The 24,782-nt window shown below is 39.4% G+C and carries 22 protein-coding genes and 2 pseudogenes; 17 read left to right on the forward strand and 7 right to left on the reverse strand.

The genetic code is table 11. The features are described 5' to 3' along the window. Positions 1-33: 33 nt before the first annotated feature. The 4 genes from JCM16456_RS04855 to ptuB all read left to right on the forward strand — a co-directional run bounded on the left by JCM16456_RS04855 (position 34) and on the right by ptuB (position 5,763). On the forward strand, positions 34-2,094 hold the full coding sequence (locus tag JCM16456_RS04855) for a site-specific integrase (RefSeq protein ID WP_068712878.1): 2,061 nt from the start codon (positions 34-36) through the stop codon (positions 2,092-2,094). 238 nt (positions 2,095-2,332) lie between these two features. Beyond that, positions 2,333-3,361 (forward strand): retron St85 family RNA-directed DNA polymerase, encoded by a 1,029-nt coding sequence (locus JCM16456_RS04860; protein WP_082712213.1) that lies wholly within the window; start codon positions 2,333-2,335, stop codon positions 3,359-3,361. Then, the gene (locus JCM16456_RS04865; protein ID WP_068712880.1) at positions 3,345-5,000 is read left to right on the forward strand and encodes an AAA family ATPase; all 1,656 of its coding nucleotides are present in this window, start codon (positions 3,345-3,347) and stop codon (positions 4,998-5,000) included. The genes JCM16456_RS04860 and JCM16456_RS04865 overlap by 17 nt, the downstream gene beginning before the upstream one ends. Continuing rightward, positions 4,987-5,763 (forward strand): retron Ec78 anti-phage system effector HNH endonuclease PtuB, encoded by a 777-nt coding sequence (gene ptuB, locus JCM16456_RS04870; RefSeq protein ID WP_068712882.1) that lies wholly within the window; start codon positions 4,987-4,989, stop codon positions 5,761-5,763. Before JCM16456_RS04865 ends, ptuB begins: the two co-directional genes overlap by 14 nt. Before the next feature lie 11 nt (positions 5,764-5,774). On the opposite strand, the gene JCM16456_RS04875 is transcribed toward ptuB, so the two are convergent. Next, the gene (locus JCM16456_RS04875) at positions 5,775-6,620 is read right to left on the reverse strand and encodes a hypothetical protein (RefSeq protein WP_068712884.1); all 846 of its coding nucleotides are present in this window, start codon (positions 6,618-6,620) and stop codon (positions 5,775-5,777) included. Between the two features lie 191 nt (positions 6,621-6,811). On the opposite strand from JCM16456_RS04875, the gene JCM16456_RS04880 reads away from it, so the two are divergent. Then, entirely contained in the window at positions 6,812-7,162 is a 351-nt protein-coding gene (locus JCM16456_RS04880) for a hypothetical protein (protein WP_068712886.1), read from the forward strand. Between the two features lie 55 nt (positions 7,163-7,217). On the opposite strand, the gene JCM16456_RS04885 is transcribed toward JCM16456_RS04880, so the two are convergent. Then, a complete protein-coding gene (locus JCM16456_RS04885; protein ID WP_068712888.1) occupies positions 7,218-8,840 on the reverse strand; it encodes a DUF3987 domain-containing protein in 1,623 nt (540 codons plus the stop codon). 348 nt (positions 8,841-9,188) lie between these two features. Here JCM16456_RS04885 and JCM16456_RS04890 point away from each other — a divergent pair, with 348 nt between their 5' ends. From JCM16456_RS04890 to JCM16456_RS04900, 3 genes are read left to right on the forward strand one after another with little or no spacing between them, the layout of a single operon-like run. Then, positions 9,189-9,812 (forward strand): TnsA endonuclease N-terminal domain-containing protein, encoded by a 624-nt coding sequence (locus JCM16456_RS04890; protein ID WP_068712890.1) that lies wholly within the window; start codon positions 9,189-9,191, stop codon positions 9,810-9,812. 7 nt (positions 9,813-9,819) lie between these two features. After that, positions 9,820-11,727 carry a DDE-type integrase/transposase/recombinase gene (locus JCM16456_RS04895; RefSeq protein WP_068715893.1) on the forward strand — a complete coding sequence of 636 codons (1,908 nt, stop codon included), beginning with the start codon at positions 9,820-9,822 and terminating at the stop codon, positions 11,725-11,727. Further along, positions 11,724-12,710 carry a TniB family NTP-binding protein gene (locus tag JCM16456_RS04900; protein WP_068712892.1) on the forward strand — a complete coding sequence of 329 codons (987 nt, stop codon included), beginning with the start codon at positions 11,724-11,726 and terminating at the stop codon, positions 12,708-12,710. The genes JCM16456_RS04895 and JCM16456_RS04900 overlap by 4 nt, the downstream gene beginning before the upstream one ends. Positions 12,711-12,713: 3 nt before the next feature. Here JCM16456_RS04900 and JCM16456_RS04905 read toward each other — a convergent pair whose 3' ends face one another. Further along, a complete protein-coding gene (locus JCM16456_RS04905; protein ID WP_068712894.1) occupies positions 12,714-13,016 on the reverse strand; it encodes a helix-turn-helix domain-containing protein in 303 nt (100 codons plus the stop codon). Between the two features lie 161 nt (positions 13,017-13,177). Here JCM16456_RS04905 and JCM16456_RS04910 point away from each other — a divergent pair, with 161 nt between their 5' ends. The 5 genes and pseudogenes from JCM16456_RS04910 to tnpC form a co-directional block, all read left to right on the forward strand. Then, the gene (locus tag JCM16456_RS04910) at positions 13,178-13,684 is read left to right on the forward strand and encodes a hypothetical protein (protein ID WP_156430446.1); all 507 of its coding nucleotides are present in this window, start codon (positions 13,178-13,180) and stop codon (positions 13,682-13,684) included. Beyond that, positions 13,678-15,057: a DEAD/DEAH box helicase gene (locus JCM16456_RS04915; protein ID WP_068712898.1), complete on the forward strand. Its 1,380-nt coding sequence runs from the start codon at positions 13,678-13,680 to the stop codon at positions 15,055-15,057. The genes JCM16456_RS04910 and JCM16456_RS04915 overlap by 7 nt, the downstream gene beginning before the upstream one ends. 176 nt (positions 15,058-15,233) lie before the next feature. Continuing rightward, positions 15,234-15,554 (forward strand): IS66 family insertion sequence element accessory protein TnpA, encoded by a 321-nt coding sequence (tnpA, locus tag JCM16456_RS04920; RefSeq protein WP_068712900.1) that lies wholly within the window; start codon positions 15,234-15,236, stop codon positions 15,552-15,554. After that, on the forward strand, positions 15,551-15,904 hold the full coding sequence (tnpB, locus tag JCM16456_RS04925) for an IS66 family insertion sequence element accessory protein TnpB (protein WP_068712902.1): 354 nt from the start codon (positions 15,551-15,553) through the stop codon (positions 15,902-15,904). The genes tnpA and tnpB overlap by 4 nt, the downstream gene beginning before the upstream one ends. A 59-nt stretch (positions 15,905-15,963) precedes the next feature. After that, positions 15,964-17,340: pseudogene (gene tnpC, locus JCM16456_RS04930) on the forward strand (IS66 family transposase); the annotation flags it as partial. A gap of 257 nt (positions 17,341-17,597) precedes the next feature. Here tnpC and JCM16456_RS04935 read toward each other — a convergent pair. Beyond that, positions 17,598-18,716: an IS110 family RNA-guided transposase gene (locus JCM16456_RS04935; protein ID WP_068712904.1), complete on the reverse strand. Its 1,119-nt coding sequence runs from the start codon at positions 18,714-18,716 to the stop codon at positions 17,598-17,600. A 46-nt stretch (positions 18,717-18,762) separates the two neighbouring features. Between JCM16456_RS04935 and JCM16456_RS23235 the strand changes: the two are divergent. After that, a pseudogene (locus tag JCM16456_RS23235) lies at positions 18,763-18,951 on the forward strand (transposase domain-containing protein); the annotation flags it as partial. Between the two features lie 25 nt (positions 18,952-18,976). On the opposite strand, the gene JCM16456_RS24125 reads toward JCM16456_RS23235, so the two are convergent. The 3 genes from JCM16456_RS24125 to JCM16456_RS04945 all read right to left on the reverse strand — a co-directional run bounded on the left by JCM16456_RS24125 (position 18,977) and on the right by JCM16456_RS04945 (position 20,779). Continuing rightward, positions 18,977-19,096: a transcriptional regulator domain-containing protein gene (locus tag JCM16456_RS24125; protein ID WP_231894419.1), complete on the reverse strand. Its 120-nt coding sequence runs from the start codon at positions 19,094-19,096 to the stop codon at positions 18,977-18,979. A 712-nt stretch (positions 19,097-19,808) separates the two neighbouring features. After that, positions 19,809-20,336, reverse strand: a complete 528-nt coding sequence (locus JCM16456_RS04940; protein ID WP_068712906.1) for a hypothetical protein — start codon at positions 20,334-20,336, stop codon at positions 19,809-19,811. Positions 20,337-20,428: 92 nt separating this feature from the next. Next, a complete protein-coding gene (locus tag JCM16456_RS04945; protein WP_068712908.1) occupies positions 20,429-20,779 on the reverse strand; it encodes a ZmpA/ZmpB/ZmpC family metallo-endopeptidase-related protein in 351 nt (116 codons plus the stop codon). Positions 20,780-21,236: 457 nt separating this feature from the next. On the opposite strand from JCM16456_RS04945, the gene JCM16456_RS04950 reads away from it, so the two are divergent. The 3 genes from JCM16456_RS04950 (at position 21,237) to JCM16456_RS24310 (ending at position 24,775) form a co-directional block, all read left to right on the forward strand. Beyond that, on the forward strand, positions 21,237-21,581 hold the full coding sequence (locus JCM16456_RS04950; protein WP_068712910.1) for a YajD family HNH nuclease: 345 nt from the start codon (positions 21,237-21,239) through the stop codon (positions 21,579-21,581). Positions 21,582-21,947: 366 nt separating this feature from the next. Beyond that, positions 21,948-23,204 (forward strand): DEAD/DEAH box helicase, encoded by a 1,257-nt coding sequence (locus JCM16456_RS04955; protein ID WP_068712911.1) that lies wholly within the window; start codon positions 21,948-21,950, stop codon positions 23,202-23,204. Between the two features lie 269 nt (positions 23,205-23,473). Further along, on the forward strand, positions 23,474-24,775 hold the full coding sequence (locus JCM16456_RS24310; protein ID WP_068712912.1) for a methyl-accepting chemotaxis protein: 1,302 nt from the start codon (positions 23,474-23,476) through the stop codon (positions 24,773-24,775). Positions 24,776-24,782: the final 7 nt, after the last annotated feature.

Below are 24,782 nucleotides of genomic sequence, written 5' to 3' on the forward strand. Positions count from 1 at the left end.
TTGTTTGCGCAGGTACTGACCTCAGGTACTAAAATGCGCTATTTATCACAATTAAAAAATGGCTCTTGGCAGTTTAGATTTCAGATTCCGGCGCAGTTTCGCGAACTACTGGATCATAAATGCGAATATAAGCGAAATTTCGGGTTTATTGATAAAAGCTCTGCTAGATTGCTTGCGTTAGAACATGAAATAGAGATTCGCAAACGCATGAGTGCCGTCGTCTACAACAGACAAACTTCAAACTTCGATCAGACATTTGTCGATGACATCATTTCTACTAAAGGGAATGAAGTTAAGGCATGTATTCTTATGTGCATCGATGCATTTAAGAAAGATGTTCGTTTGAAACAAGCACTAAGATTTTCAGTAATTGCTGCCCAAAGCGAACCTTCTATCTCGCCTTCCGGTTGTCTAATTGATGTAGCAAGTGGCGGTGCGCTGAGACAGTTAAGATCGATACACCCCAGAGAATTATCAGCGCAAGATCGGACGCAGGCATATTTAGATACAATTGATTTCGATTCAAAGGCGAAGAGTAGTACCGAATATGACCTACTTGATCAACAGCTCCGAATGATTCATTTGATTGCTATAAAAGCAAGAATGGCGATAGAACTAGAGGAATTTGAATTAGCTTATGACTTAAGTCAGTTGCTTGGCTATGGCTCTCTTGACGAGACTAAATGCAAAAAATATTTATTGACTAATGTTCAGTCGTTAAAGACAACTCAGCCTTTAGAGCCTTTAGAGCCTTTAGAGCCTTTAGAGCCTTTAGAGCCTTTAGAGCCTAAATTCTGGAAAGCTGGTAATCAAGACAATACGGTATCTATAACACCTAAAATTGAACGTCTGATTCCAAGTAATAGTAATGTTGAGACACCAGACAAACCCTCATATAAGTGTATAAATGGCTGGCTGGAAGAATATTCAGAATTAAAGTATGGCTTAAAGGCAATCAAAAATAGAATAGATAGAGAACTGCTTATAGAAGATCGTCATATCGATGCTCAGGTGCGAAAAGCTAGAATTGTTCATCAGCTAATAGGTAAGAAGAACATGTATGATATCACGAGAAGTGATGCAACTCAGTGCTTGATGACCTTATTCGATTTTCCCAAGGATCCAAAGAACAACCCAATATATGGTGACTTGTTCAGAAATTCTGATGAGTCAGAGTGGATTACTATAAATCAGCAGCTCAAATTAGAGACAATAATGAAGAAAACAGCCGCTAGGTATATAGAAGCTGCTTCTACAGTGTACAAACAAGCTATTCGATACGATAAAAATTTCACTTACAATCCTTTTGAAGGGATATCTTCAGAAATTGGAAAGGATGATGATGAAATCGATGATAAATTCCCTCTAAGTCAGAATGATTTGAGAGTCATATTTTCAGATCCTATCTTTACTGAGCATAAGTTTTCGTTAAATCATATAACCAAGCAGCTATTAACTTATCAGTATTGGTTACCTATTTGCAGTTTATTGACAGGAGGGCGACCTAATGAACTGGCACAGTCTCGTTGTGGGGATATACGTAGTGAGAAGGGGATAGTCTATTGGGATATCAATAAAGATAATATCAATAAAAATAATACCAATACCAATACCAATAAACGGCTCAAGAATAAATCGGCAAAAAGGAAAGTGCCGATTCATCCAAAATTAATTGAACTCGGATTTCTTGAGTTTGTTAAGGGTAGACCAAAGCACGAATTAATTTTTAATGACCTCAACTATATGGGGAAAGATGGCTACTTTGGTAAAGTTGGAGAATGGTTTAAACGACATTTTGCAAAGCCTAACAACTTTAAACAACAGAAAAAGTCATACTACAGCTTTAGACATACCTTCGCGGATTTCTATAAACAACAAGATAATATAGCTCCTCATCTTTCGGGGGCTCTTATGGGGCATAAAGATCCTTCCATAACCTATGGTGTTTATGGTCATCAACTTCCCTTAGAGAAGTTGAAAAAACTTATTGATATACTTGATTTTGATGACGTCTTGAAAGGTGTTAAGCCTTTTTATCAAAGAGTTAAGTGTGATTCTTCTAGAGCTGATAACGATTGGCAAATTGCAGAATAGCTATAAAATTGATATGATGTTTATGCTCTTTAGCTTGTGGCTCAAATTTTAGCCTAGTCGGGCGATTAGCCAGACTCAAACTTATTGAACGGGTTTTTGGGTGCGAAAGCACATAAAGCTTTACGCCCCGCTCTCGTTCCTCGTTTGGGGCGTAAAGCTTTATGCACTTTCGCGTCCTCTAGTAAAGAGCTTCCTTTAATGCCCTCAACTATGAGGGCATACATTTTAGAGCTGTTATATGACTAAAATTGCCAAGCAACTTCTCAGTTCACCTTTTATACATTCATATGCTTATAAAGAATTGGATGAACTGATGGATAATGTGACACAAAAGGACATTGATTCGTTTGTTGAGCTCACTGTTGATGATGCAATCATTAACGGACCAAAAATGTACAAGGTTTATGCTATCCCCAAGCGTAATGGTGGTCGAAGAATTATTGCACACCCATCACAGCCTTTAAAAGCTGTACAAAGAGATCTAATAGAGATTCTAAAGAGTCAGTTACCTATACATGATGCTGCATTTGCATATCAACAAGGGAAAAGTATAAAAGGCAATGCTGAAGTTCATCGGTTTAATAAGTTCTTTTTGAAGATGGACTTATCAAACTTCTTCAACAGTATTGATGTAGATTTATTTTATAATCATCTAGATTTGAATAGCGTTAACATTGATATTGAAGATAAAAGCACAATAAAAAATATAATCTTTTGGCGTCCTCAAAAGAATGAGACGGGTGAGTTAAGGTTAAGTGTAGGTGCTCCATCATCCCCATTAATATCAAACTTCATTATGTACAAGTTTGATTCAATAATATCAGAAGTCTGTGCATCATTTAAAATAAAATATACTAGATATGCTGATGATTTGTTTTTTTCTACAACTGTAAAAGGAGTTTTATTTAAAATTCCTGATATAGTTGAGTTTATTTTAAAGTCTAAGTATGACGATGTTTTAACAATAAATAAATCAAAGACTAGCTTTTCATCGAAAGCTCATAATAGGAATATTACAGGTATTACTATTACTAATTCAAACGAGCTTTCATTGGGTAGAAATAGGAAAAGATATATATCTGCATTAGTTCATAAATATCGTATTGGATTATTGGATGATAATGCTACTGAAAGTTTGCAGGGGCTTCTGGCATTTGCAAAAAATATAGAACCTAAATTCCTAATGAGACTTAAAAATAAGTATTCGAACGATGTTATTGAATCTATTATAAGTGGTAGGTGGAAAAATCATGAATCAGAAGAATGATAGAAAGACGCGAACAACCACTGACAAAGTTGAGTATGCATCTTTAGGTCACTTAGGTTACCTATATGAGGTTGCTGAATGGTATAAGACTGGACGCTATTCTTGTGTGAAAGATGAAGCAAAGTCTGAAGAATACCTAAATGCAGCCCGGATTGGTCTTGAATCAGAAAAGATTTATTTTGATGAGTTAGAACTTATTAATTTTAAAGGGATAACCTCAACGCAAACTCGAATAAATTTAGACCCAAATTTAAATGTTTTTGTCGGTGTTAATGGAAGTGGCAAAACTTCCATTATTGACTCGATTGTAAAAGTTACCTCATGGCTTGTCTATGGTATCAGGAATAACGCCAATGGGAAGTCGATAGAAATTAACGAAATTAACAATCATCCAAACAATAAAGATTGCTTTATTAAAGCTAAGCTGTGTATTGGTGATAAAAGCGATTTTAATATTGAGTTGTTTAAAAGTAAAAATAAATCTACAAGGTTAAAAAGTGAGTTAGCTGAGTTTAAAAATATTTCAGAAGCTTATAGTTATTTTAATGATGTAGATTATGATAATTTTCCATTACCTCTATTCGCTCACTACTCTGTAAGCCGTGCTCTTGATATAAAAGATGAACATGGGAAAAGGGATAGTGAAGAAATAGTATTTCAGAATAAGCTAGATGGCTATGCCAATTTCTCAGAGAGCAATCATAATTTCAAAAAATTATTAGAATGGTTAACACAACATGATCTTGTAAATAAAGAAGATGTTGTTAAGAAAACGGAGTTCACTGTAGTAACGGCTGAGTATAACACGACAAAAAAAATCTATGATTCTTTGACACAAGACCTTAAAGCTCATGCTGATGTCGGTAAGCCATTGGAAAAAAAACTTATAGAATTGAGGAAACAAATTGAACTTCTAATGCCAAGTCAAGACAACGATGATGATGAAGTTAGAGCTGTGAAAGATGCAATATATGCATTTATGGATATAAAAAACATAAGGGTGGAAGTAACAAAAGAAAGCATATCCATTCTTATGGAAAAAAACAACATAACTATTTCAGCAATGGATTTATCTCAAGGAGAGAAAGCTCTATTTGCTCTTGTTAGTGACATAACTCGTAGATTGATTCTGTTAAATCCAAACAAAGATTTTGATGCGCGTAATGGGTTCGGTATCGTGACTATTGATGAAATAGACCTGCATTTACATCCTAAATGGCAACAAGATATTGTTCTACAGTTGACTAAGGTTTTTCCAAACATTCAATTTATCTTAACGACCCATAGTCCCCAAGTGATATCCACTATTCCTAATTATTGCGTTAAAGTTCTCAACAGCGACGATGATGGAAAATTGAGAATTTCAGAACCAGAGTTTTCTTTAGGCTCCGAATCTAAAATGATTTTGGAGGATATATTTCTTGTTGATTCACGACCTAGCAATGTAGAGGAAGTTAAGAAGCTTGGGCGTTATAAAGAGTTAATACGGGCAGATAATTGGGATACTGAAGAAGCGGAACGCTTGGAGCTAGAACTTGCGAAATGGGCTGGAGAGCATGATCCAGTTATGAAGCAACTGAAAATGGATGTGAGATTACGTAAACGTCGTAGAGGAACTGCTTTTAATGAAAAAAATTAATAAGGGAGCAGAACCTCAGACTCTTACTGACTATCGATCCATGAATCCTGACGACGATTGGAAAAAAGGATTTAAGAAGAATGCAGGTCAGCAGCCGAATCAGGACGTTAGAGAGTATTTAGTAAAAGAACAAAAGGGACTTTGTGTCTACTGTGAAATTGATCTGAAGGATGGTGGAGGGCAAGCCCTTCACGATTTTAGAGTGGAACATTTTTATCCGGAAAACCCATCTCAGACTGATAAAAGGAATGATGGTGTCAATTATGCTCTTCTTTGGAATAATATGTTTGGTTGTTGTACTGGTGGGAATGCTCAATCAGTAACTGAAAGTGAATTTCGTTATACTAACCCTGATTTTAGTTGTGATGTTAATAAAGGTAATCATGATTGGACTGATGAACTTTTAAATCCGCTCACAGATATACCACCTTTCCCCCCAATTTTTGATTTTAATGAGGACGGTGAAGTTTCTGTCTCTATTAATTGCCCTGAAGAAATCAAACATAAGTCTGAGAAGACTATTGAGCTATTAGGGTTAGACTCTGAAAGACTTCGTCGATTTCGTAAGGCTATTATTGAAGATCTCAATCAAAAATTACAAGAATACGATGACGACAACTTAGATGACGCGATGATTGAATTAGCTTCTACTTATTTGCTGGAGGACGACCAAGGGTTATACGCATCATTTTTTTCCACAATAAGATGGTATTTAGCAGATGCAGCAGAAAAAGTTCTAGAAGATAATAATTATAATGGTTAATCTTTTAGTATCTATCTTGGTTGATTTTTATTAATTATTTCTTTGAATTTTTCAAGTGTGCCATGTGCTTCATTTGAATATCCGGTTTTTGTCAATTTTTCGTATGTTTTATACATGCGACTGTATTGTCTATTCACCTGCCTCAAGTCATTTTCTTCTTTAGCTTTTATCCATTTATCGACTTGATTCTGCAATTGTCGAATGAGCTTAAGCTCTTCCTTCGATTGTTCTACTCGTGAATATTGCATCTTCCATTGTTCTAAACGCTTTGAGCGCCCAATTTCCAAAGGTGTATAGTCGTTTATTGAATAGTTTGTATGCTTAAGTACAGAAAGGGTAAATGCAGATTTTAATGCTCTTGTTGCTCCTTTCTTCTGTAACTGAGTTAGCACGCCTTTTCCAGCAAGGACTTTCGACACAATAAAATGAACATGGTCACCAGTTCCCCTTGAATTGTTCTGATTCTGCTGATGTAGTACCGCACGAATGCCTTTTTTATAATTTTCATAATCTGATGAACTCAGGTTACAAACCTGAGCTAAAGCCTTAACACAATCAATAGTGATTGATTTCCATTGCTGAGGCGTCGGAGATATACCTTTGGGCAGAGTTATGCAATATTCAACTGCGTATGAGGAGAGAGGGCGACCACCTCTTTTTTGTTTCTGTTGCTGATATAGTTTGTATTGTTCACCTAAAATTGCCATTCTGCGCGATGTTTCTGGTGAACCTATTAGTGAAATAATTTTTGTTTCTTTATGACTTGCATTTTTAGTCGAGACTAAATAACGTTCCCTCTTCATTATTCCGTTAGATCCATCTTTTACTGCCTGTGTTATAACCGTCCAATTTTTCATGTCTTTATTTTAAATATATTAAATATAAAAACTTGATGCAAACTTTTATTAATATTCCGAGTTCAAGATAGGACAACGGATAAATACCTTAGTTGTTCCATCTTGTCGGGGTGCCCCCAAACCCCAAATAAATTTGTTTTTATATATAAAATTTCATTTAATGTATTATATAAATAAAACAAATTATAATTATGCCAAATACTTTCAAAAAGATTATTAATTCAATTAGTGAGAATATACAAAACAACCACGGAGAATATGTTTTAAACAAGGTAGTAAAAATATGTATAGAATCTAATTATATTAATTATTACGATATAAATAATAATTCAAATAAATATAAATGGATTCAACAAGTAGTATCAACGCACTTAATGGTAAATCGTGTTCTTGGTCACTGCTATAAAGATGATGAAATTAAATTTACGTCACAGCAGGTAATAGAAAATGAAGACCTTGTCGTGAACAAAATAATTGATGATATTTGTGCTAAATTTTTAGCATCAATACCAGACTTCACTAGCAATTGTTTTAAATTTTAAGTTCGACAAGTGAATATCCCCCATTTGGGGGATATTTGTATGCAGGCAACGCAGGTTATGCAGTGTAGGTGGGAGCATATTTTGGATGTACTAGATACTTTCTTGTCGGTTGCTCAACGACTTTGATATAACCAGAATCCAAAAGTGTCGATAAGGCTTCATCACGATCTTTTGCTGTTTTTAGGTTGCTCCATCCTTTCTGCGACAATTGGTGTTTAGTAAACTCCGGATAAAGGTCAGGCAATTTGCTCTCCAGTTTAACAGCTGATGATGTTTCTTGTGTTTGTAAACCTAAAGCGAATATCTTTTTTACATGTGTGTTTAGATATTTAATCCACTTGAAACTAAGCAACAATGTTTCTTCTGATATATAAGGGCACGGTTTGAATTCTTTTTGATCTTTATATAAAATCGCATATGTTTCAGCCTCATTATAAATGTGAAATATCGATGCTAACTTTCCACATGTGGCAATTTGTTTCGTCAAGAATGGTTGTAAACTTTCAGGAGATTGTTCAATCTTATGAATAAATTTCCTATTCCATTCTTCCCACAAACGCTGTGCATTTGTATCAAACTTTAGTTTAATAGGTTCGAACGGCTGATGAATCTGTGCAATTGTTTCTATCACAGAGTAAAGTCTCATATTAGAGTATGTATCTGGTAAAATATCCGTATACTCCATACCCTCTATATCAGGGAAAACGGAAAATTGCAAAAGCCGTTCCAGAAATCCATCGTCTTTTAGACCATGTAGTTTTTCCTTTACTATTGGGACAATAAGAGAGGGTTGGATACCTCCAAATATCTGTAATATAACACGATCAATTTCGACAATTTCGACATTTTCGCGCCCAATCCTTTCTTGGACATATGATGACTTGGATGCATTAAATGCTTCAAGGTAGAAAGATCTTTCATGCTCTCTTGCTTGTGAATTCATCGATGCTATAAAGCCAGATAATTCATCTCTCCAATTTAGAACGCCGCTTGGGTTTTCGGAAAGTCTTATTTGCATTGCCTCCACTGTCCCATCATTTATATACACATTTCTGAGGTACGGTCTTTTAGGTTCGGTCAGACTAGCCAATTTTTTAATACATTCCATTTTCAACTCCGAATCTCCGATTTCATGAGCTTGTTCAGCTTCCGATTGAATTCGTTGATAATCTTTGTCGTACATCTTTTTTTCGAAGTTATATACCGTTTTAGTTTCTTTTCCTTCGACTGAAAAAATTTCCGTCTGAATTTTTTGTAGCATGCCTAGCCCTAATGCAGCAGATGGAGTTTTCATCGATGAAGCAGGACCAATTAGCGCCCCCCACAAGACGATTGGTATTGACCAATCATCATTTTCTTTGGGGACTAACTCTACACTTCCTCCGCAAATCGTACTGATTACGATCAGTAAAGTCGTAGCAGTAAAGTCAGGTTTAGTATTGTTTAAACGTTCTGCATGATTGAAGACCGCATCTGCCATATAGCCCGGCAACATATCACGCGTAAGTTCTTGAGGTGAGGGTAGTCCAGTTGCAACAAGCTCTCTCGGATCTGACCATTTACCTTCATTTAAGGGTGGGGTAGCTGCATTGCCTGCATAACCTGCATGTTGGTCATTTAGTTTTTCTTTTGTGTTTTGCTCTAGGCTTAAAGTCCCTCGACTATCATTTTTTTTCATAAGTTACATTTGATTTAAAAGTAACTTAGAAATTTTGAAATATGCTTGTCAACACCTTGCGAAAAAAAATTAAAAAGTGAGTTTTTTAGTGCGTTTAGAAGTGATATTGTTCATCTCAGGACTGGTACTTGTTTCAGGTACTAAACTTAAATTCTCAAGCCTGCGAACACTTAACTTATTGAAAATTAGGCAAGTATTTTTCGTAATTGGAAGAGGCTGGGGCTTCCACCCATTTCATGTCGCTGAAAGCATAAAGTGTCCAATTAAAAGCATAAGCTGTCCTTTTAAAACTCATAAAGTGTCCTAAACTTAATTTGGTTGTTTTATTACAACGTTAAGGGACAAGTTATGTACGTTCGAAATCTCCGCAAACCATCTGCAACAAAAAATGTGTACAAGTTTGCGAGTTCTAAAAACCGAAGTGTCATTTTGTGTGAAAGTTCTTTAGAACGAGATTGTTGTTACCATCTCGAATACTCAAAGGACGTTATTTCATTCCAATCACAACCCGAAGGCTTCTATTATTCTTCAGGTAACAAACGCTGTCCCTATACTCCTGATTTTCTCGTCCGAAACCAAGATGGTTCAGAGTATTACCTTGAAGTAAAACCTCTTGCTAAAACCTTTTCTGAAGATTTCAAACGTTCCTTCGCTCTAAAGCGAATTGCAGCACAGCATCAAGGGAAACCACTGGTATTAGTCACAGATAAGCAGATACGTAATGGAGTGTATCTAGAAAACCTTAACTTAATACATCGATATAGTGGGCTAGTGGATTTCAGCTTGTCCTCAACAAAAATTGTTGAGGAGTTGAGTACTGCAGGAAGAATGTGTATTCGTTCGCTTGCGGATAACCTGAAACTATCGATTGGTGAAGTGATAGCAGTCGTCTTTCGTTTAGCTGGATTAGGCAGAGTTAATGTGCCTTTAGATTCTGCAATTAATGAGATGTCTGTGATCTCGGTGAATTGAAATGGTCATGCCTTTTGATGATGAGTTTGAATCCATAACAGATGATACTCAGGCCGAATATGATGCATCTTCTGAGGCTAAGCTAGCTCGAAAACAATACCAACCACTTGATTCAGTTACTATTCATGAACGAGACCTGTCATCTTTTTCTGAAGAACAGAAAAATAAGGCATTGGAGCGATACAAACTTATTTCTGCTGTCGCTAAAGAGATATCCGGTGGTTGGACACCTAAAAATATTAACCCATTAATTGATAAATACAGTCCCAACTTATCGATCAAACGGCCAAGTTACAAATCAGTTATTCGTTGGTATAAATCCTTTTGTGAGAGCGATGGAAACATTGTGTGTTTAGTGGATCACAATCACTCAAAAGGAAATAGAACCAAACGAATTATTGATGACGAATCCTTTTTTGTTGAGGCCACTGAACGTTTTCTTGATGCAAAAAGACCCAACTATTCACAAGCGTATCAGTTTTACTGTGACAGAATTGAAATTGAAAACAGCAATATTATTTCCGGTCAAATATCCAAAGTTAGTTATCAGGCGTTTAAAGAAAGACTGAAAAAACTTCCTCCTTATGAAGTTGCATTAAAACGATTTGGTCAAAATTATGCGAACAAGCTTTTCAACTACTATCAATCATCAGTTCCGACCACGAGAATATTGGAACGTGTAGAGCTAGACCATACGCCACTCGATTTAATCCTTCTTGATGATGACTTACTGATACCTTTAGGTCGAGCCTATTTGACGTTACTGGTCGATGTGTTTAGTGGCTGTATTATTGGTTTCCATCTTGGTTTCAATCCCCCTAGCTATGTCTCTGTTGCTAAAGCGATCATCCATTCAGTAAAAAGCAAAGACTATGTTCATGATTTGAATATTGAGCTCACTAATGACTGGTTATGCCACGGGAAAATGGAAACACTGGTTTTTGATAATGGAGCTGAGTTCTGGTCAAAAAGCGTAGATCAAGCCTGTATGGAAGCTGGAATACACGTTGAGTATTGTAAAGTGGGGCAACCGTGGGAAAAGCCTCGGGTTGAAAGGAAATTTTTAGAAATTATTCAGGGAATTGTTGGATGGGTTCCGGGAAAAACTTTTTCGAATATATTGGAAAAAGATCGGTATGACCCACAAAAAGACGCCGTAATGCGGTTTAGTAGTTTTGTTGAAGAGCTGCATCGTTGGATTATTGATGTTCATAATGCCTCACCTGATTCTCGGAATACGAAGATTCCCAATTACCATTGGAAAAAGAGTGAAGAAGCCTTGCCACCCGCAGCGCTCAGTGACCGAGATGAAAAGCAGTTTCGAATCATCATGGGGGTTATTCATGAAGGCGTTGTGACAACTAAAGGTATAAAATATAAGCACTTAATGTATGACAATGTGGCGTTAGAACAATATCGGAAGCAGTACCCACAAACAAAAGAGTCTCGTAAGAAAACAATAAAGATTGACCCCGATGATCTGTCTAGCATATTCGTTTATCTGGAGGAAATCGGTGGATACACCGAAGTTCAATGCAAAAATGATCCTTTGGGATACACAAAGAAACTATCACTGAGTGAGCATGTTCGCATTACTAAAATACATCGTGATTTTATAAAAGGCCAAGTAGATGCTTTATCATTAGCGAAAGCTCGGCAAGCACTTCATGAACGTATTAAAACGGAGCAAGAGCACCTTTCTTTAATGTCGGTTGAGAGCCGAGCGAAAAAAGCCAAACATGGTAAGAAAATGGCAGCTCTTTCAGGTATATCAAATGAGCAACCTATGTCCATACAGAATGCTTTAGAAAACAAGAATAAGCAGTTAGATGACAATCTTGACGAGCCTACTCCTGTGGATAATCTCAAATCGCTCTGGAATAAACGCAAAGCGATGAAAAGGTCTAAAGAATGAATCTATCTGCTAAACAAGAAATTGCTATTGATGAGTTACTAACTCAATACCACAATTCATTCGTTATATATCCAGATGTGCAACAGATATTCGATGGCCTTGATTGGATTGTACGTCGCAGTCAATTTGGCAATTTTACGCCATCGATGCTTATAACTGGTGGCACTGGGGCAGGTAAAACATCACTCATTAACTATTATCTAAAACACCATTTTAATGATAATGAAGTGTTGGTGACGCGTGTCAGACCGAGCTTTATCGAAACATTGATTTGGGCGATTGATAAGTTAGGTCTTCCTCATAATACCCGTTCGAAAGGTTCTGAAATTGGCTTACAGGATTATTTCATTAACAGTGTTAAAAAATCCAATCTTAAGCTCTTAGTTATCGAAGAAGCTCAAGAATTATTTGAGTGTGCATCTACCAAAGAAAGACAAAAAATTCGTGACCGGCTCAAAATGATCAGTGATGAATGCCGGTTACCTATTGTGTTTATAGGAATTCCGACTGCCAAACTTATCTTGGAAGACTCTCAGTGGGATAGACGAATTATGGTCAAAAGAGAATTACCATATATTCGAATCACATCCGCATCATCAGTAGATGTATACATCGATTTACTTGAAGAACTCGAAAAGCAACTTCCAATTCCAGTTGAACCGGAACTTTCGGATATGGATACAGCGATGAGATTACTAGCAGCGACCAAAGGTATGCTTGGAGCTATTAAAGAGTTAGTCGGTTATGCATTAGAACTTGCATTACTAGCAGGTAAATCAGCAGTGACCAATGAAGACTTTGTATTGGCATTCGAAACAATTAATGGCCCTGATGTTCTTAATCCCTTTACAACCAATATCGATAACCTATTGATACCGCAAGTTATAGAGTACGAAGGATTTATCATTGACCCTGAAAGTGGGGAAATCAAATTTACTAAACAGCTATTTCAAGACATGCCGTTAGCAGCGCTATTAGGGTAACCCTTACTTAGACTCAATCAATTTTTCTAACAGTTCCTGTTTCTCCTCTGTACTCAGCTTATCAATCAAGCACGCAAGCTCAGCAGACATCTCATCCTTACAGAAAAAGTAGTTTAGAGGCACATCGAGCTCTTCTGCCATCCGAGTTAATGTACCAATGTCGGGTACATGACGACCCTTTTCATAATGGTTCATTCGACCACTTGCAGAACTTTGTTCCATACCAATTTTCACACCCAAATCTTTTTGGGTGATCTTGGCTTTTTTACGTGCTGCTTTGAGCCTCGCTGGGATTGGGTTTTCCACTTAGACATTCTTTTTTGTACCTATAGATAACTTAGATTGTCTAAGTTTTACTTATTTTTGTATACTTAGCAATCCTAAGTTTTTTAAGTGCTAAGATAGTCGTGATGAACAAAACACCGAAGTTATTAAAACCGATGTATAACCTTTTGATAGAAAAGAACATGGATAACTTTTCTATCCTTCAAGCTAGGGATGAATTACTAAAATCGACGGATCGGTTTAGTGACGAAAACGAAGCAAGAAAGTTCATTCATAGGCAAGTTCATCATTTAGCTTCAAAAGGGTATTTGATCATACTGGGAACGGGTAGGCAAAAGCGGTTTAAGAAGACAGAGTTGTTCAATAAAACTGTATTTTCAGTGAGAACAGAAAAATCTAAACCTAAGTCAGTCATCATCAAGCATGAATCACAAGAGCCGCCAACTAAGAGACTTGATGACCATATTGTGCTGATCAAAGAACGTAACCAATATCAAGGCGAGTTAGCTATTTCGTTAGCTGAAGCGGAAGAGTACAAAGCTTTACTGGGACGCTTTCCTGATCGTTCAACGCTCCTATTTCCACTGCATTCGGCAGCTAAAGAGAAAGCAGCTACCATCTTAGGAAAGATGAACGCAGTTAATGCGTTAATTGCATCGATTGAGCAAGATGGTAACCAAACGTGTTAAGAGCGTGGCAAGAAGGCTGCGTTAAAGCTGCCATTCAAAAATACCAATCGGGACATCGACATTTCTTGTGTCAGGCGACGCCTGGTGCAGGTAAAACGGTCATGGCAGCTGAATTGGCAAAAGCACTGATTGATATCGGCAAAGTTGATCTGGTTGTATGCTTTTCTCCATCGATTTCTGTTGCTGAAAACATGAGATCTACTTTCTCTTGGAAGCTGGATTGCCAATTTAGCGGTAGCTTAGGTGAGATGGGCGGCTCTTATACTTACCAAAGCCTCAAATATCAATCCGATGGATTTTGGAAAACCATTCGCAAGTATCGTGTGCTGGCAGTGTTTGATGAGATACACCATTGTGCTGCTGATGAAGATGGTCGAAGTAATTTATGGGGTGAACAAATCGTCTCTAAACTTCAGCATGAAGCAGAGTACACATTGGCCTTGACGGGAACGCCATGGCGGTCTGATAAAGCTTCAATTGCTTTGGCAAGCTACACCAATCCTGAAGGGCAGATTATTTGTGACTATCAATATAGCTTAAGAGAAGCCATACACGAGAAAGTGTGCCGAATCCCTAAACTTGTTTTGGTCGATAACGACAATCTAACTATAACAGAAGGGGCTCAGCGGAAATCATTTTCTTCTATCGTTGAAATGCTTAAACAATCTCGCAGCTCATATCAGGACATCATTCAGAATGAGCAGGCATTGGGTTACTTAATTTCTTTAGGTTGCCGGCGTTTAGCCACGATTAGGCAAGTTAATGAAAATGCGGGAGGGTTGATTGTTGCTGCATCTGTCAAACATGCTCAGAAGATACAAAGTATGTTAGTAAACCGTTTTAAGCAGACGGCAACGATAGTGACTTATCAACACGATAACCCACTTCAAACGATAGATAATTTTCGTGAAAGTGACTGCCAATGGATTGTTAGTGTTGGAATGATCAGTGAAGGTACGGATATTCCTAGGTTACAAGTCTGTTGTCACCTTAGCGCGGTAAAAACTGAGCTTTATTTCCGTCAGGTTTTAGGCCGAATTTTGCGAACCAATGGAGAGCAAGAACAAGAAGCATGGCTCTATACATTTGCAGAAGAATCATTAGTGGGTTTTGCTGAGCGTATCGAGCAAGACATTCCAGAAACTTGCCAGTTTATTAACTTAGCTGAAGCTGAAAACAACAATACTGAAGTCGAATTTGCTGTTAGTTCACCAGGAATATCATCGGGTGGAATGTCTACAGCATCAAGTCGATCGATGTTCTCTTGGGAGTTATTTGGGGATGGGGAAGAACTTGTTGATTCCCATCTCTCGCAACAAGAGTGTGTGCTAATGGGGACGTTTAAACAGAGAGTGATTGCTGCGTTTAGTTGATGGTTTTGGGGAATAGAAAAGCAGCGCTGATCTAATGTATCTCTATCAGCAGTACAGTATTATCCATGTGAATTTACACCATTAAGTGTTTAAAACGTAAGCGCACCACAAACCCCACATTCTAATCAGGCTTTGCCCACTTTATGATCACATCTCCAATCCAAAGGAGATGTGACATGAATAAACGACGTACCGACCAAGAATGGCTTTCGCTGATTGAGCAATGCCAAGCCAGTTCGCTCACACAACAAGCTTTTTGCCAAAAACACGACATTAGCGTATCGACGTTTTACGCTAAGCGGCAGCAGTTGAGTGTTAACCCATCCCCAACTCAGAGTGGCTTCGTTAAGGCCGAAATTATTGAAAAAACCACCTGTCGCAAGGTGACCCAGACGTCGGTAGCCAACATGACTTTGATGGTAAATAACGTCGAATTGAGTATTCCTCAAGGCACGCCACCACACTATCTTGCTGAGTTGATTGGAGCCTTGTCATGAAGCGCATGATGACCGCGCCAGTGGTGTATTTATACCGCGAGTTTGTCGATTTCAGAAAGTCTATCAATGGTCTGGCGCTGTTGATTGAATCCGAAACCGACCTTGAGCTAGGCTCTGGGGCATTGTTCCTCTTCACCAATAAACAACGCGATAAAATCAAAGCGTTGTATTGGGACCAAACGGGTTATGCGCTCTGGTATAAACGCCTCGAAAAAGCCAAGTTTAAATGGCCCACACAAGAGAAAAATGCCGTGTTTACCTTAACGCAATTTGACCTCGACAGGCTGCTTTCTGGCTTCACAATAATCGGCCATAAACCGATAAAAATCGACAGTTTTACAATGGGTTAATGGCAATAAAAGTCAGATAAACCAAGCCTTTTTTATCGGTATAAAGTACAATAACCACCATGAAAAAGACGACCCCCGACATCAATCCAGACAGCCAAAACATCGCGGAACTTCAAGCGATGGTGAAGGCGTTGATGTCTGAGCAAGAAGCTTGGCAGCAAAAAGAATCACAGTGGCAACAAGAGCGCCAATCCTTGATTGAGCAGTTCAAACTGGCACTTGACCGTCAGTTCGCCAAACGCTCTGAAGCGTTAAAACCGTATAACGAAGCTCAGGGCGACTTCTTTAATGAAGTGGAATGCGAAGCGGAGAACGTCGAGGAAGAAGTGGTGACCACGACGACCACAACAAAGCGCCGTGGTAAACGCAAGTCATTACCGAAAGACTTACCTCGCGAAACCGTGGTGCTTGACCTGGATGAGCACGATAAAAATTGTCCTTGCTGCCAGCATTCTCTGCATCAAATCGGGGAAGACCGTAGCGAGAAACTGGAGTTCACGCCTGCAGTCCTCAAAGTTATCGAATACGTTCGTCCTAAATACGCGTGCCGTCATTGTGAGCAACACAGTGAGACTAACCCAGTTCACCAACAGCCAGCACCCGAGAGCATTATCCCGAAAAGCTTCGCCACAGAAAGCTTGCTGGCCAATATCATCTTGGGTAAATACCAGTACGCATTGCCGCTTTATCGACAAGAAACCTTGTTCACGCAATCGGGTATCGATTTATCAAGAACCACTATGGCTCGCTGGGTTATCCAAGTCAGTGAGAAGTTCCAACCCTTGTACCAAGCCTTAAAAACGCACTTACTTGAGCAAGTGGTGGTTCATGCCGATGAAACCCCGTTGAATGTTCTTCAAGAAGAGAAGCGCAGTTACATGTGGCTTTACTGCTCAGGAGCTGACTCTCCGCAAGCTGGTTTACCGGATATGAAAAACATCGTCTTGTACGACTATCAAAACAGTCGCGCGAGAGCGTGCCCAATGGACTTCTTGGGAGATTACTCGGGTTACCTGCAAACTGATGGTTATGCGGCGTACGATGGTCTCACTCAAGTGACGAATGTTGGTTGCTTCGCTCATGCTCGCCGTAAGTTCATGGAGGCAAAAAAGATTCAGGGAAAAGGCAAGACTGGGAAAGTGGATATCGCGCTAGCAAAAATCCAAAAACTCTATGCGCTTGAAGCTCGCTTAAAACAGTCGTCAGCTGAAGAGCGTTGGTCAGAAAGACAAACACACGCCAAACCAATATTGGACGACCTGTATCAATGGCTCACGACACAGAAAGTGTTCGAATCCAGCCCACTGGGTAAAGCGATTAAATACACCTTGGGTCAATGGCCAAAGTTGGTGCGTTATGTGGATGATGGGCACTTATCCATCGACAACAATCGAGCAGAACGTGCGATAAAATCAATGGTCATTGGCCGAAAAAATTCTTATGACCTTTTTCAAGTTTTTCGACAAAACCTCTCTCTCCTCTGTGAGACGAGGCATATTCTCAGAGTTGGAATTGCCTGAAAGTGAATCAACAAATACTTGGGTTATACATACTCTTATTCGGGGATCTTTAGCCCCAACATGGTTTTCGTAATGAGCTTGCCTCTTTCTGGCTGCTAGTATCTAACCTAATGGTCGACTTAAATTCTTGACGAGGATTACTCACCTTGAGCTTCTTCACTTCCAAGCAAATTTTAAACTCTCTGATTTTGAGTAGTTACCGCGATATCCCACATGAATCCAAGTAACTCTCTAGCAACAGCCGTAATAGCCACCTGCGATTTTTTGCCTTTTGCTACCAAGCTTCTATAACGGAAACATAAACGTTGTTGTGCTTTCCAAGAAATATCCTTAGCTTCTTGGCAGACGCTATCTGGGCGGTAGGTGACTAACCAGTTACCTACTTTTGCATTGGTTCTATAGCTCCATGCTGCTTCATATAACAAGCGCCTAAGTTCTACGTTGCCAGCCTTAGTTATTCCGGCTTTTCTGACGGTAGCTCCACTTGAATACTCACCAGGAATCAACCCCAGAAACGCCATGATTTGCTTGGGATTACTAAATCGAGAGAAATCTCCCAGTTCAGCAACAACTGAAATTGCAATAGTCCGACCGACGCCTTTCAAAGCTTGTAATTGGTTAACAAGATTATTAAGCGACCAATCTGGAAGTAATCGATCAATCTCTTGGTCAAGCTGTGTGATTCTATTTTCTATTTGTTCAAGGCTTTGTCGATAGTGCTCGTACGCAATTTGTTGGGATGGAAGCGGGAATGACTGATTTGCCAGCCATACTCGGTGGCGAACAGTCCACATCTTTTTCTCGTATATTTTTCCTGCTCTCAGAAGAATACTCTGAATTCGTTGCTTGGCTACTTTGGTATCCTTTTTTGCACAACTTCTCGCCCTAACAAGATCGCGCATTGCTTCATGCGTAATATCGGGAACCCAAATATCCACCAACTCTCCTGCTCTCAACAGCCTTGCTAATGCAACCGCATCTCGGTGATCATTTTTTATCTTGTTGGTTGATAGCTTGGGAATTCTAGAAGGAGCGACAACGATGCAATCGATATTCATACTTAACAATAATCGATATAGACCGTAGCCAGTTGGCCCTGCTTCATAGCAAACAAGAATCGGTTCGTGGAGTTTTATGAGCTTCTTCATCAAACGAATGACAGAATCTTTAGCTGACGATATATTGCCATAAAAACGTACTTCACCCTGTCTCTCGGGGCTTGCTATTGCAACAGCAATTGTATCTTTGTGAACATCCAGCCCAATATAAGCAGAATAGTTAACTGGTTTCATATTGACGACCTCCAAAAACGCACCATAGGTGAGTCTTAGTATATAAGGTCATACCATCTGGCTCTTCGCCAACACATCAAAAGGTGCTGATGCTAGCGCATTACTCTATAGCATCATCGAGACGGCTAAAGCCAATGGGCTCATTCTCTACGATTACATGGTCAAGTGCATGAAAGAGCTGGCGAAAGCAGAGCCCGACATTGACTCACTTCTTCCGTGGAACTTCTCACATTAAAACGCCCCGTGTGTTCATGGGGCGCTTACATATTATCTTGGTCTTTCTTTAGGTTTTTCCACTCATTGATGTAATCTGGATTTCTTCTCAAAAACTCCCAAGCCAAAGATAAATTACTGGTCGCTGTACTACGATGTTGTGTCATATTGCTCTCATTATTCTGAATTAAAACTGATTAATGTTTGCAATATTTTGATTTATAAAATTTTAATGTGATAGCAGTTCTTTTTGACCAAATATGGTGGAATGGTAGCGTAATCCCGGTAGGCCTGAATTGCCAAATAATTCGACCCGAGCAAGATTATACGTTGCATTAACTCGCGCACATCATAATGTTGCTATTGTGCCAGACCCTAATGAAGAAGTATTCGAAGGGACTGTTGTTTATCAAGGGTAAAGTGGGGTGATTTCAAGATACTTTTTCTAATCTGTTGTGGTCGTGTTAGTGCAATTGTACTAACACGTTTCTGTCCAGAAATCAGTTACAGACACGTTGTTCATGTCTGCAAATCTATATGTAATTTTCCTACATTCACTATCACTTGAAATTACACTACTTCAAAATAGGACAACTTATGCTTTCAATTTGGGACACGTTATGGTTTCAGGGGGTTGTTAACTAATTGATTCTAGGTAGGGTAGTAGGACACTTTATGCTTTCAGCGACATTTCAGGCCCCTGAAAATTCAAAATCCCAATTCTCAAAATAAGCTTAGTTCAGCAAACCAAATTTTGATCTTGTGTCGCTCTCTCTTGGCTAATTTTTGTTCATTCTGCAAACGTCGAAGTATTAGGTTTCGTATACGTAGCCATCAGTGAAATAGTATAAAGGAGCACAAAGTGCTCCTTTATAGCGGTTAGTTCTTAATGATCTGCTCCGTTAGAACGCCTGTGTCATGCCTTGGGTTATACCAATACAAGCCCTCATTGATGTCGTAAGTTTGGATGTTAGATAAAGTCGCGGCTGTCTTTGATGGTTTCAGGATATTGCCAGCGGCAATCCCTTTGTTTAATTGGTCATCTTCTACAGGTGCATCCAATACATCGCTACGAATTTCTGCATTAGCGAGTGTGCTGCCATTGGTTAATTGCCCAGTCAGTAACCCCACATTAGCCTTATCTAAGATTTGAGCGGAAATGCGATTGTCGCTGCTCTGGATGTTTGCAAGGCTACTGTTAAGCGCATTTCCTACAATGCCACCTACAAATTCTTGTTTATCATTGGTAATGGTAAGAACGTTGTTGCTGTTTACTAGCTCGGTTAGCTGGCTATCCTTGGTCTGGCCGAATAACATCCCCAATGCGTTTGTATGAACAACAGTAAGGTTTGAGTTGCTCACTTTTACCATATCAACGGTTGTGTCTTCGATGTTTCCTACCAGCATTCCTGCTCCGTGAACCACTTTTACAGGTGCTGTGACTGTGCTGTTATCAATGTTCACGTTAGTTAAATAGCTATCGTAAGCTCGCCCAGCAATTACACCAATACTATGATTGTGCTGGTTCCTGTGACCGAGATATTGCTTAGCGTTAGGTTTCTAACCGTTGCATTTCTGAGTTGAGCAAACAGTCCAACGTTCCCGGTCCCCATCAGTTTTAAATTACTAAGGGTAAATCCGTTCCCGTTCAACTCTCCTTTTAGGTAGCTAATAGGCTCAAAGGTTTGGTCACAGCTGATGTTTGCTGTTAGTTCGTAGTGTCCTTTGGGGTTGTCGTTAATTTGCAGTAAGTCGTCGCAATTGCTGATAGAAATAATTGAGGTTTCAGCATGTACAGTATGTGAAGCTAGCGCTGCAACGACCATTGCAGTAATTGATGCAAGTTTCATTAGGATTTTCCTGTGCTTAAGTTAGATTTATGTAGCTTTCAACGCTACGAAGATTGCTTTTTAAAAGCTGAAATCATCTTAACTCAAAGCATTTCAAACCAATTGATCATGTGATTTGATCAGAGAATTCTAAAAAATGGATATGATCAGAGGTTTATTCTGTGGTTTGTGCATGTCGATTAGATCAAGAGATGGCTAAGAGGCTTGTTAAACACGATAAAACGGCTTAAATATATGTCCGGAATTAGTTGACCACTATAGTCCAAAAACCTCACATAAAGACTAAAACTATGACAAAAAAACACGAAATTTTTCGATGACTTTTGTTGTAGTTTGCCTTTTGCTCCGGTGAGGTTTTACCTCAATTAAATACTCACCGCAGTGTGATGTGAAGTACTTTCGGCCATACTAAAAGCGGCTACTATGCTGGTGGCTATTCACCTATAAAGGCATCATGATGTCATCAGACCATTATGGAACCAGTGCTCGTTACGCACGTAAAGAAGCAAACTACCGTGAGAAAGCACTCAAAGTTTACCCTTGGGTGTGTGCAAGGTGCGCTAGAGAGTTTGACTATTCCAATCTCAGTGAATTAACGGTTCACCACAAAGATCATGACCATACCAATAATCCCGAAGATGGCAGCAACTGGGAGTTGTTGTGTATTTATTGCCACGATCACGAGCATAGTAAATACCTAGACTATGAACGTTACGGTAGCGAAATAACGCCCGGAGAAGTTGAACACAAAGGGGCGACGTATAACCCATTTGCTGATTTAGCCAAGATGATGAAGAAATGATGTAAAAGGATCCGAACGATTTGGGTTTTAGCTCTGAAACACGAAGAGTGACTATTCATTTTACGAGTGCATTATTTGACCTACTCAATTAGCTTTAAACCTTATTGGGTGATCAGCATATTTATCAAAATAACATGGTGGAATATAACCAAATGCTTCCTACAGAGACCTAAGAACGCCAACGATTGTCGAAAAAGATCTGTGCAGAGATTGGCGAAAATTGTACTGTTGAAACTCCACTGCATTCTAACTAAGCATCTTATGAATCATCGCTAGTGAATGTTCTTTGAGCCAAATATCACTAACATCCACAAGGCAAATAGCATAAGATACACGGCCTTTACCTAGCACTGAGCCACATAAGTAATGACCGAAACAACTCCGCAAGCAACATTTGCCAGCCTTGGCCTGATTCCAACCTTAATCGAGCGTCTCGATGTGTTGGAATATCACCAGCCGACTCCGATTCAATCTCATGTTATTCCTCATATTTTAAATGGAAGAGACATAGTTGGTGGTGCCAATACGGGTTCCGGTAAAACAGCGGCGTTCGCACTGCCTATTTTGCAAAAAGTATTGCAAGAAGAAGCGCAGCCTCGCCGTGGAAATTTTGTGTCACATCTTATTTTAGTGCCAACCCGTGAACTGGCTTCGCAAGTGGCGTACAGCGTGAAATCTTACTCGTACCATGTGCGCGAAAAGGTAAAAACGACGGCTCTGTTTGGCGGTGTATCGGTCAATCCGCAAATGTTAGCACTACGCGGTGGCAGTGATATTGTTGTGGCGACTCCGGGTCGCTTGTTGGATCTAGTCTCCAGCAACGCGTTAAAGTTAGACCACGTGAAAACTCTAGTTCTCGATGAAGCCGACCGCATGTTGAGCCTTGGCTTTACTGATGAACTCAATAAGATTCTGGCCTTACTGCCACAGAAGAAACAGACGCTGCTGTTCTCGGCAACTTTCCCTGAAAAAGTGACCAGCCTTGCTCAGAACCTACTGCACGACCCGATTGAGATTCAATTGCAAAGTGCGGATGCCAGTACCTTAGTGCAGCGAGTGTTTAGTGTTAACAAGGGGCAGAAAACCGCTGTGCTAGCTCACCTCATCAAGCAGCATCAATGGCGTCAAACGTTGATCTTTGTTAACGCTAAAAACGCCTGTAACCACCTAGCGCAAAAGCTGTCAAAGCGCGGCATTACGGCCGAAGTTTTCCATGGTGATCAAGGGCAAGGTGCTCGTACCCGTGTACTTGACGCGTTTAAATCTGGTGAGATTCAAGTGCTGATTGCGACCGATATCGCCGCGCGTGGCCTTGATATTGAAAAATTACCTGTGGTAATTAACTTTGACTTACCACGGAGCCCCGCTGACTACATGCACCGAATTGGTCGCAGTGGTCGTGCTGGCGAAATCGGCCTTGGGTTATCACTGATTGATTACGATGATTATCACCACTTCAAAGTGATTGAAAAGAAAAACAAGTTCCAGCTTGAGCGTGAGCAGGTTGAAGGGTTTGAAGTAGAAGACGATCAAAGCGAAGCCTACTTTTTACCGATGACTCCCAGAGCAAAACCGGCTGGTACAGGTAAAAAGAAGAAAAAGCGTAAGCAAGATAACGGATAAATCAGCAGTAATTCTTAGTGGCTACAGATGTGGTCACTTTCATGGCTGCAGGGAAGCTGCTTGTGAGTTCGGCGTTCAGTCGGGCTTTAGTAACCTGTCTTTTAGCACCTCGCCAATCAAGTTCAAATTCCCTAACTGTTATTAAATATCTCATTGAATTTTATAATTAAGCTTAATCAAATCGCATTCATAAATTGCAGAATTCGGTAGTGGTGTGAATCAAGCGCTATACTGAGTAATGTTTTGTTTTTTTGATTAGGGGATGGGGTATGTTCTTCGGAAGGAAAAATAACAATAAAAATGAAGACACAGTTACAAACAGCCGAGATCGGAATGTTCTTAACTCAATTAAAGATTGCGTAGCGGTTATTGAGTTTGATGTTAAAGGGAACATTGTGGATGCCAATAATTTGTTCCTTTCTGCAATGGGTTACACGCTGGATGAAATAAAAGGTAAACATCATCGTATCTTTTGTTCGGAGAAAGACAGTGCTTCACCAGAGTACACTAAGCACTGGTCTGAGCTTGGTCAAGGCTTCTCCAAAGCGGGAACATTTAAGCGATTCAACAAATCAGGCGAGCTTGTTGTGATTGAAGCTACGTATTTCCCGATAGTGGAGTCTGGCGTTGTTACTGGGGTAATGAAGATTGCGTCTGACATTACTCAGCAATATATAGAGGCTGAGAGAGTTAAAGATGTCTCAACTGCGCTTAATCGAGTTTATGCTGTAATTGAGTTTTCAACCGATGGAACCGTGCTAAATGCCAACGATATTTTCTTGGCAGGTTTAGGTTACTCACTGAATGAAATCGTTGGTCAGCACCATCGGATATTTTGTGACGATGAGTTCTATCAAGAGAATCCGCTGTTTTGGCAACACTTAGCAAACGGTAACGCTAATTCAGGCCGTTTTAAACGCTTCACTAAAAGCGGTGCTGTTATTTGGATTCAAGCCTCATATTGCCCGATAGTAAATGAATCAGGAGAAGTTTATAAAGTCGTTAAATTTGCAGTAGATGTAACCGACATAGTCGAAAGAGAAAAAGTGATCTCAGATGCTGCTTATATCGCCTATAGTACAGCAGTAGAAACTGCCCAAGTGGCAAGTCAGGGTAATGATGCGTTAAATAAATGCGTAAATTTATCAGGCGAAATGGAACAAGGCGTTCAGGAATCCTTTTCTAAATTAGAAAATTTAGATGGTTTAGCCAATGAAGTTGCTAAAATTGTGAAAACAATCAGTGAAATCGCAGATCAAACTAACTTGCTTGCTTTAAATGCCGCTATTGAAGCAGCGCGAGCAGGTGAGCAAGGTCGAGGTTTTGCGGTGGTTGCCGATGAAGTTAGACAGCTAGCGATAAAAACATCCAAATCAACAGAAGAAATTAGTAGTGTTGTTAGTAAGAATGTTTCTCTGACGAAAGATGTTACGGCTACTATCAAGAGCGTTTCTCACGTTTCCACTGATACCAATAATCACTTAACCGAGGTTGCTTCCATCATGAATGAGATTCATAAGGGGGCTGAAGACGTATCAGGTGCTGTGAGTGCTCTTCATCTAAATGAGTAGGGAACGA

It is taken from the genome of Vibrio tritonius, from assembly GCF_001547935.1.
Taxonomy (GTDB): domain Bacteria; phylum Pseudomonadota; class Gammaproteobacteria; order Enterobacterales; family Vibrionaceae; genus Vibrio; species Vibrio tritonius.